Source organism: uncultured Capnocytophaga sp. (assembly GCF_937936315.1).
In the GTDB taxonomy this organism is placed as follows: Bacteria; Bacteroidota; Bacteroidia; order Flavobacteriales; family Flavobacteriaceae; genus Capnocytophaga.
Genome location: NZ_CALGWU010000058.1, coordinates 1 through 14,760, shown reverse-complemented (window position 1 = coordinate 14,760; position 14,760 = coordinate 1). Strand labels below are relative to the sequence as shown.

General features: G+C 38.1%; 12 protein-coding genes, 1 rRNA gene and 2 pseudogenes. 10 read left to right on the top strand and 5 right to left on the bottom strand.

Annotated elements, in window-relative coordinates; translation table 11 throughout:
• Positions 1 to 228: 228 nt before the first annotated feature.
• The 8 genes and pseudogenes from rrf to Q0162_RS11760 all read left to right on the top strand — a co-directional run bounded on the left by rrf (position 229) and on the right by Q0162_RS11760 (position 5,701).
• Positions 229 to 338: ribosomal RNA gene (gene rrf, locus Q0162_RS11795) — 5S ribosomal RNA — on the top strand.
• A 303-nt stretch (positions 339 to 641) separates the two neighbouring features.
• Positions 642 to 1,346 carry a leucine-rich repeat protein gene (locus Q0162_RS11790; protein ID WP_297892006.1) on the top strand — a complete coding sequence of 235 codons (705 nt, stop codon included), beginning with the start codon at positions 642 to 644 and terminating at the stop codon, positions 1,344 to 1,346.
• Positions 1,347 to 1,417: 71 nt separating this feature from the next.
• The gene (locus Q0162_RS11785; protein WP_297892003.1) at positions 1,418 to 1,705 is read left to right on the top strand and encodes a hypothetical protein; all 288 of its coding nucleotides are present in this window, start codon (positions 1,418 to 1,420) and stop codon (positions 1,703 to 1,705) included.
• Positions 1,702 to 2,085: a hypothetical protein gene (locus tag Q0162_RS11780; RefSeq protein ID WP_297892001.1), complete on the top strand. Its 384-nt coding sequence runs from the start codon at positions 1,702 to 1,704 to the stop codon at positions 2,083 to 2,085. The genes Q0162_RS11785 and Q0162_RS11780 overlap by 4 nt, the downstream gene beginning before the upstream one ends.
• Positions 2,086 to 2,114: 29 nt before the next feature.
• A pseudogene (gene dtd / locus Q0162_RS11775) lies at positions 2,115 to 2,556 on the top strand (D-aminoacyl-tRNA deacylase).
• 148 nt (positions 2,557 to 2,704) lie between these two features.
• Entirely contained in the window at positions 2,705 to 3,475 is a 771-nt protein-coding gene (surE, locus tag Q0162_RS11770; RefSeq protein ID WP_095899308.1) for a 5'/3'-nucleotidase SurE, read from the top strand.
• Positions 3,463 to 3,765 (top strand): hypothetical protein, encoded by a 303-nt coding sequence (locus Q0162_RS11765; RefSeq protein WP_297891998.1) that lies wholly within the window; start codon positions 3,463 to 3,465, stop codon positions 3,763 to 3,765. The genes surE and Q0162_RS11765 overlap by 13 nt, the downstream gene beginning before the upstream one ends.
• Positions 3,766 to 3,778: 13 nt before the next feature.
• Positions 3,779 to 5,701 carry an LTA synthase family protein gene (locus Q0162_RS11760; protein WP_297891995.1) on the top strand — a complete coding sequence of 641 codons (1,923 nt, stop codon included), beginning with the start codon at positions 3,779 to 3,781 and terminating at the stop codon, positions 5,699 to 5,701.
• Positions 5,702 to 5,812: 111 nt separating this feature from the next.
• Here the strand turns inward: Q0162_RS11760 and trxB are convergent, their stop codons facing one another.
• The 4 genes from trxB to asnA form a co-directional block, all read right to left on the bottom strand.
• Positions 5,813 to 6,754 (bottom strand): thioredoxin-disulfide reductase, encoded by a 942-nt coding sequence (gene trxB, locus Q0162_RS11755; RefSeq protein WP_297891992.1) that lies wholly within the window; start codon positions 6,752 to 6,754, stop codon positions 5,813 to 5,815.
• 83 nt (positions 6,755 to 6,837) lie between these two features.
• The gene (locus Q0162_RS11750) at positions 6,838 to 7,806 is read right to left on the bottom strand and encodes a hypothetical protein (RefSeq protein ID WP_297891990.1); all 969 of its coding nucleotides are present in this window, start codon (positions 7,804 to 7,806) and stop codon (positions 6,838 to 6,840) included.
• Complete coding sequence (locus tag Q0162_RS11745; RefSeq protein WP_297891987.1) at positions 7,806 to 10,538, bottom strand: hypothetical protein; 2,733 nt, start codon at positions 10,536 to 10,538, stop codon at positions 7,806 to 7,808. The genes Q0162_RS11750 and Q0162_RS11745 overlap by 1 nt, the downstream gene beginning before the upstream one ends.
• Positions 10,539 to 10,679: 141 nt before the next feature.
• Positions 10,680 to 11,684, bottom strand: coding sequence for an aspartate--ammonia ligase (gene asnA / locus Q0162_RS11740; protein WP_367272175.1), 1,005 nt, complete (start codon positions 11,682 to 11,684; stop codon positions 10,680 to 10,682).
• 203 nt (positions 11,685 to 11,887) lie between these two features.
• Between asnA and htpG the strand changes: the two genes are divergently transcribed.
• The gene (gene htpG, locus Q0162_RS11735; RefSeq protein WP_297891984.1) at positions 11,888 to 13,774 is read left to right on the top strand and encodes a molecular chaperone HtpG; all 1,887 of its coding nucleotides are present in this window, start codon (positions 11,888 to 11,890) and stop codon (positions 13,772 to 13,774) included.
• Positions 13,775 to 13,920: 146 nt separating this feature from the next.
• Positions 13,921 to 14,493 (top strand): alkylphosphonate utilization protein, encoded by a 573-nt coding sequence (locus Q0162_RS11730; RefSeq protein WP_297891981.1) that lies wholly within the window; start codon positions 13,921 to 13,923, stop codon positions 14,491 to 14,493.
• Between the two features lie 150 nt (positions 14,494 to 14,643).
• Here Q0162_RS11730 and Q0162_RS11725 read toward each other — a convergent pair.
• A pseudogene (locus Q0162_RS11725) lies at positions 14,644 to 14,760 on the bottom strand (IS1595 family transposase); the annotation flags it as partial.

Here is a 14,760-nt window from a genome sequence, read left to right as displayed (position 1 = left end):
CATCATAGCCGAGTAATACTAATCACCCGTAGACTTTTCGCGCAGCATTCTTTTTTACAAAAATGTTAGTCACAACAATTGTTAATTATTAATTGTCAATTGTTAATTGAAAAAATATGTTTTTTATCCCTATATGTTAAAAATATGATTAGGATAGGTATTTTAAGGTTAAGATACAAAAAAGAGTTTTAAAAAGCTCTTATCTTTTACCTCTTACCTAAAACGATTTAAGGTGGTTATAGTCAAAGGTCTCACCTCTTACCATTCCGAACAGAGCAGTTAAACCTTTTAGCGCAGATGGTACTACGGTCACGTGGGAGAGTATGTCGCCGCCTTCTTATAAAGAGCAATTCTGATAAAGAGTTGCTCTTTTTTTATTATTTAATGTTTAAGTGATACTTTTATAGTGTTTTGCATTTTTGAGTAAGTATGGAGTAGAAAAGGAATCTAGTGGCATATTTCTTGTGGGAATATTTAACTTATAAGAATGATTATTTATGACATATATACATAGAAAAGATGTTTTTGGTAAAATTCTTTGAGGTCTTACTTTAGATATAGGTACAGAAAAAATAGATAAGGACTTTCTAATGTCTAATCACATTAATAGTTTGGTCATAAGAATGTCTACAAATGAAGAAATGAATAAGTTAGATGATTTAAGTAATCTACCTTTTTTAGAGGGACTTTCATTTCCTGATGTATATTACCCTACACTTGATGTGCTAAAAAAGTTGTCTCATATAATCTATTTAAAAATTCAGGGAAAATCAGGGACGCCTATTCCTTTTGATTTCCTCCCTAAGTTATGCTGTGTTTATTTGAATTATGATAAAAAAACTTGTGCTTCTATTTTCAAAGCTCAACAGCTGGAATATTTATTCATAGATAATTATGTAGGGAAATCCTCAGAAGATTTTGTAGTGTTTAGCAAATTAAAAAGATTAGGCTTGATGAAATTTAAACTCTCTGAATTTAATGCTATTGAGAATATGTGTAATATAGAACATCTTGGGATGGGATATAATTCAAAAATGACAGATATTAGTTGGATAAAGAAAGTACTGACTTTGAAATCAGTTGCAATCAGTAATTGTAGTAAGATTACTAATTGGGAAATGTTAGGTAATTTGTCAAATTTAGAGACCATCATTATAGAGAATGCTGGTGAAATATCTTCTATTGATTTTCTCTCTAATTTACCTAACCTAAAAGAAGTTCGTTTTATCGGGAAAACTTATGTGAAGGATAATCGCATCAAGCATCTTCTGAATAATAATAATTTACAAAGATTTTTTATTCCAGTAAGAAACAGTTATGACATTACTATAAATGATTTATTTTAATAAATGGTTATAGTAATGTTTTTCAGGTATGTTGTTAAAATCTTAACTTTCCTCTATTTGATTAAATATTTATGGCAAAAGAAGGTTTTTTTACTATGCAAACTTCTTTAAATATTCTTAAAAATCTTTTTAAAGAAGACCTTATCAGTTTTGATAAACAATATGATGAACTTACTTTAAAGTTTAAAGGCTACTATTTATGGTGTTATGTATATAAAGATACTGAAGAGGAAATATTGGAAGAGGAAATAGGAAAATTAAACTTGAATATTAAGTATGAAGCAGAAACTCCACTACAAGTGATTGCTGATTTTAAGAAAAAGGCTTTAATGTTAGGACTTAAAGAAGGATTATTATGATATTAACACTCAGGAAACCTAAGAAATATAAAGAATATATAATTAATTCTCTAGACGAACTCATACAAAAATTGATTCCTTTTTCACAAATTGAAGAGGCTAAAATTCGTTTAGCAATAGATGATACTTGGGATGCTGATTGCCTTTCTTGCCAAATAGATAATGGCAAGTATTTGTTGCTCTATTATACTACAGACCTTGATAATCCTCAAGAGAAATATCCTCGTAGTTATAATAGAAGACTTGCCACCCACAATAAGATAGAGATTAATGGTGATTTGTATGACGAGAATACTATTTGCTATGACTTTGGTTTTGTATTGATGCTATTTAAAGAGTTTTTTCAGCAGAAAGATATCCCTTTATATATTCTTGATTAATAAAATAACCAATTAAAAAATGAAAGAGTATGAGAGTAGTTATTCAAAAAGTAACCCACGCTTCAGTGGATATAGAGAAGCAAACGGTAGCCTCTATCAATAAAGGCTTATTAGTATTGGTAGGGATAGAAGATAGTGATACTGATGAGGATATTGCGTGGCTATCGGCTAAAATAGTGAATTTACGCATTTTTGAAGATGAAAATGATGTGATGAGATGTAGATGGCGAGGTGCTTATCGTGTCGCAATTCACTTTGCACGCTGCTACTAAAAAAGGCAATCGCCCCAGCTATATCAGGGCAGCACGTCCAGAAGTTGCAATTCCTATCTATGAGGCATTTGTAAGACAAGTGGAAACATTACTTGGCAAGCAAGTGCCTACGGGGCAATTCGGAGCAATGATGCAGGTAAATCTCTGTAACGATGGTCCAGTAACGATTTTGATAGATACAAAAAATAAAGATTTTTAAATGTTGGTAATTACTTTTTATCTTTGGTTAGGAGGTTTGTTGAAATAGCAAAATTATATCTTTTTTTGAATAGTTGTAAATTGTTGATTGTAAATTGTTAATTATTTTGTACTTTTGTGCGCTTAATATTTTTTACGTTTTTTTGAATATGCAAAAACCTTTGATATTAGTAACAAACGATGATGGTATTACCGCTCCTGGTATCCGTTATTTAATTGATATAATGAAAGAATTAGGCGATGTGGTGGTAGTAGCCCCAGATTCGCCTCAAAGTGGTAAAGGTCACGCTGTTACCCTTGATACTACTATGTATTGCGATCCTGTACCCACAAGTCAAGAAGGAACTAAAGAATACGCTTGTAGTGGTACTCCTGCTGATTGTGTGAAAATAGCCAAACACGAAGTGCTGAACGGTCGTCTGCCCGATTTGTGTGTGAGTGGTATCAATCACGGTTCCAATGCTTCTATCAACGTGATATATTCAGGAACGATGAGTGCAGCTATTGAGGCGGGTACTGAGGGAATTCCTGCTATTGGTTTTTCGTTGTTAGACCCCAGTTGGAATGCTGATTTCTCTCAAGCGCGCTCTTATATTAAAAATATTGCTGAGAAGGTGCTTGCCAATGGGTTGCCTAAAGGAACAGTGCTGAACGTAAACATCCCTAATATCAAGAAGGAAGAAATTAAAGGGGTGAAAATATGCCGACAAGCACGCTCTCGATGGATAGAAAGTTTTGACAAACGTATAAATCCACAGGGAAGAGTATATTATTGGATGACAGGTACTTTTGTGAATGAAGATAAAGGTACTGACACCGACCAATGGGCGCTTGAAAATGGCTATATATCGGTTGTGCCTATTCAGTTTGACCTTACTGCTCACCAAAATATTGAACCGCTAAAACAATGGGATTTATAGATATGAACTACAACCGAAAAAATCAATTTATAGGTTTTACAATAGGGATATTGGCTAATGCAATTGGGATATTAGCTTATATCCTTATTTTTTCTAAAAACAGTATTGGTGTAACCCTTCAAGATGCTTACTACAGAGGCTATTTGGGAAAACTCATTATGTTGGGCGCCTTGTTAGACCTTGCTGTTTTCTTCTTTTTTATCAATCGTTATGAAAACGAACGCGCCAGAGGGGTGCTTATCGCTTCGGCAGTGCTTACCATCATTATTTTAATATTACAAATCATTTAAAAAACTAAATACAATGAGAATTAGAGAATATATAGTTTTTTTATACCGTATCTTCTTGGTATATTTGTTTTATGCTATTGCCCGTGCTTTGTTTATCTATTTCAATCACGGAGAAATGGGTGATTATAACTTATCAGACCTTTTTTATTATGGATTAGCGTTTGATAACTGTGCTATAATGTATACTAACTTGCTGTTTATACTGCTCAGTTTACTACCTTTGTGGGTAAATACCCATAGGAAATTTCAGAAAGTAGTTTTTTGGTCGTACTTTATACCTAATACGATTGCTTATGCCACCAATTTTATTGATATGGCATATTATCCTTTTAGCAAGTCTCGCCTTACTTCGGCATCGTTTGCAGTTATAGAACACGAAAACAACAAAATGAAAATATTCAGTAGCTTTTTAGGAGGCTATTGGTATATGTTCGTAGGCTTCTTTTTACTGATAGCTCTTTGGGTTTTCCTTTATAAACGCGTGAAAAACGTCGAAGTGCCTATTGCTCAAAAGAAATCTTACTTTGGATGGTCAATCGTATTTTTCTTAGGTTTTGGCACTCTGATAATGATGGCTATACGCGGAGGAGGTTTTACCTCGGATACTCGTCCTATCAATATGCTTGATGCTAGCCGACACGTGAATATTACAGCACAGGCTGATGCAATTCTCAACACACCTTTTTGCCTTATTCGCAGTATGGGTAAAAATAAAGGTTTTAAAGAATATCACTTTGTAGATGAAGCTTATATTAATGAGAATTTAAAACCTATTAAACAATATAACCGCGAAGTAACAACCCAACCTAATGTGGTTCTCTTTATTTTAGAAAGTTTTGGCAAAGAGTACTGGGGTTGTATGAATAAAAAAACGCATATCCCTGATTTTAAATCGTATACACCTTTTTTAGACTCGCTCTCTCAACATTCTTATGTGCTCGATAACGCTTATTGCACAGGTCGCCAGTCGATACACGGAATGTCATCAATGTTAGCGGGAATTCCTTCTTTTCAAGTAGCTTACACCTCATCACCTTATGTGAAACAACCTACACAATCTTTGGTGTCTATCGCCAAAGAAATGGGGTACGATACTTCTTTCTTCCATTCGGCACCCAATGGCTCTATGGGATTCTTAGGTTTTTCTAATATCTTAGGTTTTGACCATTACTACGGTAAAAATGAGTATAATAACGATGCTGATGACGATGGGCATTGGGGAATTTGGGATGAACCTTTCTTCCAATATATGTGCAGAACTTATTCCGAAAAGGAACAACCTTTTTTAGGCACTATTTTCACGCTCTCATCTCATCACCCTTTTCAAATTCCTAAACAATATGAGGGTAAATTTCCTAAAGGGAATTTAGAGATTCACCAATGTATTGGCTATACTGATTATGCGCTCAAACGATTTTTTGAGTGTGCTAAAAAACAACCTTGGTATAACAATACGATTTTTGCTTTTGTGAATGATCACCCTAATCAAACTTATTACGACCTTTATAAAGAGCCTATTACAGGTAGGGGAGCAGCGATAATGTTTTACAGCCCGAATCCTAATTTAGTACCTAAACAGGTAAATTCAGATATCGCTCAACAAATAGACATCTATCCTTCGTTAGTAGATTTGATAGGCTATAAAAAACCTTTCCGCTCTTGGGGACGCAGTGTGTTTGCCAATCGTCCTGATGAAACACCTCGTGCTTTCATTTCGGATGCACTGATGTATCAAATGATGCAAGGTAATTATACTTATATCATAGACGAAACTGGCAAAGTAAATGGGGTGTATAAAAAAGAAGATGGAGCTTTGAAAAACAATCTTTTAGGTAAAGAAGATAATGCTGAAATTCAAAAAGGTATCAAAGACCTGAAAGCCTTTATGCAGGATTATATGGATAGGATTATCAACCATAAGCTTAGTTTAAAATAAAGATAAAAAGTAAGAAACCAATCCAGCAATAGCTGGTAGGTAAAATAGCAAAGCGCGATGTTTCAAATGATAAACATCGCGCTTTCTTATCTTTTATCTCTTACCTTTTACCTATTCAAGAGTAAGAAGGTATTTCTCTGCGTCCAACGCTGCCATACAACCTGAACCGGCAGCAGTAATGGCTTGGCGGTAGCGAGTATCGGCGGCATCACCTGCAACAAATACTCCTGCTACATTGGTGAGCGAAGTGCCCGCTACGTTTTTGATATAGCCTACCTCATCAGTATCGATGTAAGGTTTAAATACATCGGTATTAGGTTTGTGACCGATAGCTACAAAGAAACCTGTGATGGCTATTTCACTTATTTCTCCCGTTTTGTTGTTGCGGACTTTCATACCTGTAACGATTTGTCCGTCACCGAGAATTTCTTCAGTTTCGGTATTGAAAAGCACTTCTATTTTAGGTGAATTGAGTACGCGTTCCTTCATAATTTGCGAAGCGCGGAACTCATCACGACGTACGAGCATTGTTACTTTTGAACAAAGGTTTGCCAAGTAAAGTGCTTCCTCACAAGCCGAGTCGCCTGCCCCTACAATAGCCACGTGTTGATTGCGATAGAAGAAACCATCGCACACAGCGCAAGCCGATACGCCACCTCCTGTTTGGAGGTAGTGTTGTTCTGAGGGTAGCCCTAAGTATTTAGCTGAAGCTCCTGTAGCGATAATCACCGCATCGGCGTGGAGTTCTTGGTCGTCTACCCATACTTTGTGAGGATGAGCTGAGAAGTCTACTTTAGTTACCCAACCGTTGCGAATATCAGTGCCAAAACGTTTAGCTTGTTGCTCTAATTGCATCATCATCTCGGTGCCCATCACGCCTTCAGGATAGCCGGGGAAGTTTTCTACCTCAAAGGTAGTAGTGAGCTGTCCACCAGGTTGTCCTCCTTGGTAGAGAACAGGATTAAGGTTTGCGCGAGAGGCATAAATAGCGGCAGTATAGCCCGCAGGACCTGAGCCTATAATGAGGCATTTTATCTTTTCAATGTTTGCCATAGTAATTTTTTCTTTTAATTAGGGTGCAAAACTACAAAAATAATACCAATCTACAAACCTGTCAATTTGTCAATTCATATTTTCTAAAACTGATTCATTATAAAACTTTCAACAGAATATAACTTTTCGCCAATACTGATGTATAGACTGTTGGGTGTGTTTGCTTGTAGGTAGTGTTGTAGAAAGGTTTTTAGTATGTTTTGGACATCGCTAAAAGTATTATCGTAATGATATAGGTAGATGGTTTTTACTTCAAAAGGGATTTGTGCTAACCATTCCTTAGTAAATGCTCTCTTTATACGATTGTATTTGTAGAAACACACCCATTGATAACCGTTTTTATGGGAATATATTTGGGTGTAATTTACCGAACTTGTTATTTTGTGAGAAATATCTTTTAAATAATCGCTAATAGTTACTTTATCATCGGCAAAAAACAAGTGAATTTGCTCGGTAGCAATGGAAGGAGGGAGCTTATAATCGGGGGTTGATACTTTTTCTTTCCATTTGTGCAAGATTTTTAGTATTAAGTCACGGTTCTTTTTGCTTTTTACAAAGGTGGGGAGCTTGGCTACCATTGTCATTCCCTCACGTTCTCGTAGGTCAGAGGCGATGTAATCTTCCATTACCTCTAAATGGCTCATATTTCTTGCCCAAAATAGGTTGCCGCGCACATTCTCTTGAAAAAAATAGGGCAACCCGAAAGTACTATCGCATTTCAGTCCGTTAGAGGGAGTGGGGTTGGGCTGTCGGTAGGATTCGTATTGGGGTTTTACGAGATATTCTTCGTTGCATTTGGGGCATTTCACTTGCCGGAATTCATTGGTTTCTTTCAGTCCGCCTTGTCGTTGTTCAATTGGGGTGCCACAATTGGGGCAGTTGAGTTTTACGATAGCTGCAAACAACTCTAATTCTTCAGCTTTCTTTTCAAAACCACAGTGCGGGCAATGTACTTGGCAATTGGTAACAATGGCGATTTTTTGGCACTCGGGACAGGTTACCCAGGTGTCGTCTTTCCAAAGAATAATATGTTTTTCGGTATATCGTTTCATTAAAATATATCCAGAGTTCTCTCTTCCTCAAAACCATCAGGGAGGGTGAAAACTACAGTATAGCGCCCTTTAGGGAGATAGACTTTACCATCGGTAGCGGTGGATAGGAATATCTTTTGGAGGCTCTTTTCATAAGCTAATTTACCTTCGGGCGAGATGCTCAGGTCGTAAGGAATATAGTTAAAACCTTTATTGCTCTTGTACTTGAAGGTTTGGAGTGTTACTCGGCCTTTCATTATTTTAATAGGCACTTCCACATTGTCATTGACAGCAAAGGCGTAGAAATACACTTTAGGTTGTACGGGGTCATCCCACTCGCTCGCGGCATTGCCCCAGTTGGGTGAATAAGGGATTGTGATAGGGGTTTCTAATGGGAAAAAGGCTTGAGTAGCAATGGCTGCACGTAGTTCTTGCATCATTTTCACCGAAGTGCGATAGATACCACGTCCTAAAGTAGCCACTGTCATTTCGCCATTTGTGTCGTCTATATAAATATCAGCAACACCAGTTTCGGGTAGTCCTTGACTGAAAGGTTGCCAGCTTTCGCCTAAATTGAAGGTGATATACAAGCCGTTATCGGTTCCGGCATACAGAATTTGCTCGTTCTTAGGGTCTTCTTTAAGAACGTTCACTTTGGCATCGGGGAGGTTAGAGTGAATGTCTGTCCAGCTTTTTCCGTTGTCGTTACTCATAAAAATAATGGGGTCGCCTTGAGTTTCATCGGTGCTGATAAGGGTTGCCAATACGCGGTTGCGTTGGTGCTTAGAGGCAATCAGATTGTTCACTTTTAGGGCGCGAGGGAAGGCGTTGTAAATCTGTTTCCATGATACGCCCCCATTATCGGTGGTGTAAATTATACCGTCATCACTACCTGTATAGAGCAAGCCAAACATAAAAGGCGATTCGGCAATAGCTGAAATTGTGCCATAAGCCTTGTTACCCTGCTTGTTACCATTAGTTACATCGTCGGAAATAGTGCGCCAATTGCGACCTTTGTCCATTGAGATATGTAGCTTGTTGCTCCCGATGTAGATGATATCTTTATTTTGAGGAGATATAAGCAGTGGTGCTTTTTCACCAAAGCGCAAAGGAGCTTTATTCTCGCCATAGTAAGCACTTCCGAGTGGAAAAAGTTGGTCTTTATCGGGGAAGAAAGTGAAAAACTTACCATACGCCTCAGCAGCATAGCTGTCGTTGCCAAATGAAAGCGAATGTATGTTTCTTTTGAAAGTATTCCAATGACTATTGTTCTGTGCCAATACAGCTTGTTCACTCACATAATAAGGCGTTTTGCTTGCTTGGTCATAACACAACTGACTGAAGGCTATGGCTTGAGATACGTTTTTAGTGGCAAAACTCCTGCCATTGTCGTAAGAGAGCTGTAGTCCGTTAGGGGTAGTACAGAATAAAGTGCCTTGCTGTAAGTAGAGTTGTTCATAACTATTTTGTAAAGAGAGCGGCTGTTTGCTTCTCCACGTTTTGCCACCATCACCAGATTCGAGCAGAGGATAACCTCCTATAAACAAGTGGTTTTTATTGGTAAGGTTTACGGCAATGCCTCCGAATTGTTCTCCATTTTGATAGTACATATCGTTGAGAGGTTGGCTGTTAGCTTTTTGCCAAGAGTTACCGCCGTCGTTAGTTACATACACTTCAGCACCTATAATCTCTTGAGTGCTAACGCCTAAATAACTAAAAATTTTAGCAGGCAAAGTAACCTCGGCAGCTATCATATCCTTGAGGTTTTGTGCAGTATATTTGTTATCCTGACCGATATTGTGCAGGAAGATGTTCAATCGGTTGTTGTCTAAAGCGAGAAAATCGGCTTTGCTCATCGCATCGAAATCCTGAGCGATAAGGTGGATACGCGCTGTTTTTTGCAGACTGTTATTGTTTTCTTTTTTCTTAGGATTGCGGTTATCAACCACGGCATAATAAATTTGCGAATTGAAACAAGTAACCCCTATTTTGCCGATGTTATTTCCTTTGATAAATCCGTTGTTAGTAGTGATTTTTGTCCACGAATTTCCCCCATCGGTGCTTTTGTAGACACCACTATTACTGCCATAAGGAACGTTTTCCCACTGACTGTTGTTCACGTCCCACGCTACGGCTAAAAGCACACTACCATCAGGAGAGGGGGTGATTTGGCTGATGCCAGCACGTGTGCTTACAAATAGCTTTTGTTGCCAAGTATTGCCACCATCGGTAGTTTTGAAAATACCTCGCTTTTCATCTGCTTTGTAAGAGTTACCTAATACTCCTGCAACAATTTCTTGAGGATTGAGAGGATTGATATACAAACTGCTGATGTGCTGTGCGTTAGTCAATCCGCTGAATTTGGTTGTTTTGCCTTTATCAACAGAAATGAAGATGCCATAAGGGGTAGCAAGTGCTAAAGTGCCTGAAGTCCAGTCCATAGCGATAGCGCTGATAGATTGGGTAGGAAGGGTAGGGCAGAGGGGGGTATAGGTTTCGCCGCCATTTTGGGTGAGCCAGATGCCTCCGTTTTCAGGAGCGACGAGAAACTCGTTACTGTTTTTAGGGTTTACATTCAGCGCACTGATACGGTTGCCTATTTCTTTTACGATTACCTGTTCAAAAGGCGTTTCACGCACCCACGAACGCACTTTGAGTTCTTCTTTTTGGCGTAAAGGCAGAGGGAGCAACTCTTGAGCAGTAAGAGTTGTGGTGATTAATAAGGATATGATACAAAAGATATTGTTTTTCATAGTATTATTTTATAATGACTGACAATTGATGGTTGTGATACATACAGATTGATAACTGATGTTACAATAGATTGTGAATGAATAGAGTTATTTTAATTCTTGATTAGTTTTATAACTGCAAAAGTACAATAATTTATTGGATTACAATAGCTGAATGCCGTTTTCTTCGCAAAGTTGCAGCATATCGTCTGTCCAGATAGAGGCTTGAACTTCGCCTATATGCGCTTTTTGCATCAGTAGCATACAAATACGCGACTGACCGATACCCCCACCGATGGTGAGCGGGAGTTCACCTTTGAGCAACATTTGGTGATAGTCTAAGGTTTTGCGGTGTTCGGCATTAGCGAGTTGCAATTGGTGTGCTAATGATTTTTCGTCTACTCGTATCCCCATAGACGAGAGTTCTAACGCGCTGTTTAACACGGGATTCCATAAAATAAGGTCGCCGTTGAGTTCCCAATCGTCGTAGTCGGGGGCACGGTTGTCGTGTTTTTTGCCTGAGCGCAGGGTTTTACCTATCTGAGTGATAAAAATAGCCCTTTTTTCTTTGGCAAATACTTCTTCGCGTTTTTGAGGCGATAGAGTAGGGTAGCGGTCTTCTAACTCCTGCGAACTGATGAAGGTTATTTCTTTGGGCAAAAAAGCCTTACATTTAGGGTAGTGAGCAACGAGAGCAACTTCAGTTTCTAAAAATGCGTTATAAAGCTGATTAACTGTTTGTTGCAAATATTCTAAGGAACGATCGGAAGGAGCGATAACTTTTTCCCAATCCCATTGGTCTACATAAATAGAATGGGTGTTATCTAAAGTTTCATCACGGCGGATGGCGTTCATATCGGTATAGATACCTTCGTGTAGCGCAATGCCATAGCGTTTCAGTGCCAAGCGTTTCCATTTGGCGAGTGAGTGAATAATTTCGATAGTTTGACCTTCAGCATCTTTCATTTCAAAACTCACAGGTCGTTCCACACCATTAAGGTCATCGTTAAGTCCTGTAGCACGTTTTACAAATAGAGGAGCAGAGATACGAGTGAGGTGCAAGGCACGAGCTAAGGCAGTTTCAAAAGTATCTTTGATGAGTTTGATAGCGCGTTCTGTGTCCATAATGCCATAAGGCGACACATAGTTTTCAGGAATAATAATCATAATGAGTTGATTTTGCCAATTTGACAGTGAACGGAGACTACAAAATTTATACCATATTAAGAATGAGGAGTGTGGAAAATAGAAAAAAAACACCTGCCATTTTGTCATTTTCTCTTACTTTGGTACTTTTTTCGCTATGCCTCCCCCGATAAATAACAAGCTAAGTGATAATATTCTTATCTCTTACCTCTTAACTAAATAAAATGAAAGGAAATATAAACGTCTCTGTGGAAAACATCTTTCCACTTATTAAAAAATTCTTGTACAGCGACCACGAGATATTCTTGCGCGAACTCATCTCCAACGCTACCGATGCTACTCTTAAACTGAAACACCTCGCAAGTATAGGCGAGGCAAAAGTGGAATATGGGAACCCTATCATCGAAGTGAAGGTCAATAAGGATAATAAAACCCTTCATATAATCGACCAAGGTATCGGTATGACCGCTGAAGAGGTCGAAAAGTACATCAACCAAATTGCCTTTTCAGGAGCTGAGGAGTTTTTGGAGAAATATAAAGATACTGCCAAAGACACTGGAGTGATAGGTCATTTTGGGTTAGGCTTCTACTCTGCTTTTATGGTAGCCAAACAAGTGGAAATCATCACCAAATCCTATACCGATGCTCCAGCCGTACGCTGGGTATGCGACGGTAGCCCTGAATTTACCTTAGAGGAAACTGACCTACGCACTGAACGTGGTACTGAAATTATCTTGCACATCGCCGATGATTCTACTGAGTTTCTGGAAGACTTCCGTATCGAAGAGTTATTGCGCAAGTACAACCGCTTTATGCCTATTCCAATTAAATTTGGTACGAAACAAGAGCCGTTACCTCGTCCTGAAAATGCCCCTGACGACTATAAAACGGAATATGTAACGGTTGATAATATTGTAAATAACCCTAATCCTGCTTGGACGAAACAGCCAGCCGATCTGAAAGATGAGGATTATAAGGCGTTCTATCATGAACTCTACCCAATGCAGTTCGATGAACCCCTGTTTCACATTCATCTAAACGTAGATTATCCGTTTCACCTTACCGGTATCCTCTATTTTCCTAAGCTCACTAATGATATGCAGTTACAGAAAGACCGCATACAGTTGTATCAAAACCAAGTATTTGTTACCGATAACGTTGAGGAGATAGTACCCGAGTTCTTAACAATGCTCAAAGGGGTGATAGATTCGCCAGATATTCCGCTAAATGTATCGCGTTCTTACCTCCAATCAGATGGTAATGTAAAGAAGATTGCTAATTACATCACTCGTAAGGTAGCTGATAAACTGAAATCACTCTTTACTAATAATCGCGACGACTTCCAAAACAAGTGGAACGACATCAAGATAGTGCTTGAATACGGTATGCTTACCGATGATAAATTCTACGAAAAAGCAGCCGATTTTATGTTGTACCCCACTACCGATGGCAAGTATTACACTTTGGCAGAACTAAAAGAAGCAATAAAAGCTAAACAAACTGACAAAAATGATACATTAGTAGTGTTGTATGCTCAAAATAAAGAACAGCAATACACAGCTATTGAGCAAGCCAAAGAAAAAGGCTACGAAGTGTTGTTGTTGGATAGCCCTATCGTATCGCACTTGATACAGAAGTTAGAAGGTGATAATGAGAAACTTACTTTCACCCGTGTAGATGCTGCTCCTGTAGCTAAGCTAATACAAAAAGAAGAGCCTACTATTGCCAAACTTTCCGATGAAGAGAAAAATACGCTGAAAGCTGAAATCGAGAAAGTAATCCCTAAAGAAGGCTATATGGTGCAGTTAGAAGATTTAGATAGCAATGATACACCATTTGTTATCAATCAACCTGAATTTATGCGCCGTATGAAGGAAATGAGTGCTACCGGAGGAGGTGGTATGTTCGCTATGGGAGGTTTCCCCGAAGTGTATCACGTAGTGGTAAACAGCAATTCTCCTTTAGTTGATGCTATTATGAAAGCTGAAGGTGAACCCGCCAAAGAAGCTCTCATCAAGCAAGCCTTTGATTTAGCACGACTCTCACAAGGTCTCCTCAAAGGTAAAGAACTTGCCGACTTTGTAAAGAGAAATTGGGAAATTAACAAATAATATAACATCACATACTTTGCCAAAGGTTTTAGTAGCTTGTCGTGCTACGACCTTTGGCAAAGTTTTTTATTTTGGAAAGATAGAGCCTTTTTGTGTAGTTTAAAAGAAAGTTATATATTTGCACATTGATTAATTGAAAAATAATAATGATAGAAATCTTAAAATCCCGTAGTGGTAATTGTTGTGAGCTCTGTGGAGCTACTGAAAACCTAAGTGTATATACAGTGCCTCCCGCTAGAAACGAAAGTACAGATGATAGCCTTTTGGTATGTGCTACTTGCCTTAGCCAAATACAAAATCCCGATACGATGGATAGCAACCATTGGCGTTGTCTCAACGATAGTATGTGGAGCGAATACCGCCCTGTAAAGATAATGGCGTGGCGTCTCCTCAACCGACTCAAAAACGAAGGCTGGTCGCTTGACCTTTTGAATATGATGTATTTAGATGAGGATGAATTGGCTTTTGCTCAAGCCTCTGATGACCATTTAGAAGATAGCGAAAAAGTAATCCACAAAGATAGCAATGGGGCAGTACTCGCTAATGGTGATAATGTGGTACTTATCAAAGACTTGAAAGTAAAAGGCACTAGTATGACAGCTAAACAAGGTACTGTAGTGCGCAAAATCACTCTCGACCCCGAAAATGCTGAATATATAGAAGGTAAAGTTGATGGACAACAAATTGTCATCCTTACTCAATATGTGAAAAAAAATTAAAACTTTTATATATTACATTTAAATATCTATCTAGCTGTAGGTTTTACTTGTTCATTATTATATTTGACTTGTATTCTCTTTGTTCCTCCATTGATTACATCTTTAACTTGAAGATCTGCATATTGAAAATACATATATTGAGGTATCTATTTAATTACATATTAATTGACTTTGGAAAACGGGAGAACGTTCTACAATTCTTTTCATTAATTTGTTAAAGATAGTCTCTTTGCTTTGTGAGCGATTGATTCTAAAACTATACTCAGC

Excerpts from the sequence above, each read along its gene's own strand:
- Q0162_RS11790 (WP_297892006.1), top strand. The coding sequence starts at position 642 with ATGAATAAGTTAGATGATTTAAGTAATCTACCTTTTTTAGAGGGACTT.
- Q0162_RS11785 (WP_297892003.1), top strand. The coding sequence starts at position 1,418 with ATGGCAAAAGAAGGTTTTTTTACTATGCAAACTTCTTTAAATATTCTT.
- Q0162_RS11780 (WP_297892001.1), top strand. The coding sequence starts at position 1,702 with ATGATATTAACACTCAGGAAACCTAAGAAATATAAAGAATATATAATT.
- surE (WP_095899308.1), top strand. The coding sequence starts at position 2,705 with ATGCAAAAACCTTTGATATTAGTAACAAACGATGATGGTATTACCGCT.
- Q0162_RS11765 (WP_297891998.1), top strand. The coding sequence starts at position 3,463 with ATGGGATTTATAGATATGAACTACAACCGAAAAAATCAATTTATAGGT.
- Q0162_RS11760 (WP_297891995.1), top strand. The coding sequence starts at position 3,779 with ATGAGAATTAGAGAATATATAGTTTTTTTATACCGTATCTTCTTGGTA.
- trxB (WP_297891992.1), bottom strand. The coding sequence starts at position 6,754 with ATGGCAAACATTGAAAAGATAAAATGCCTCATTATAGGCTCAGGTCCT.
- Q0162_RS11750 (WP_297891990.1), bottom strand. The coding sequence starts at position 7,806 with ATGAAACGATATACCGAAAAACATATTATTCTTTGGAAAGACGACACC.
- Q0162_RS11745 (WP_297891987.1), bottom strand. The coding sequence starts at position 10,538 with ATGAAAAACAATATCTTTTGTATCATATCCTTATTAATCACCACAACT.
- asnA (WP_367272175.1), bottom strand. The coding sequence starts at position 11,684 with ATGATTATTATTCCTGAAAACTATGTGTCGCCTTATGGCATTATGGAC.
- htpG (WP_297891984.1), top strand. The coding sequence starts at position 11,888 with ATGAAAGGAAATATAAACGTCTCTGTGGAAAACATCTTTCCACTTATT.
- Q0162_RS11730 (WP_297891981.1), top strand. The coding sequence starts at position 13,921 with ATGATAGAAATCTTAAAATCCCGTAGTGGTAATTGTTGTGAGCTCTGT.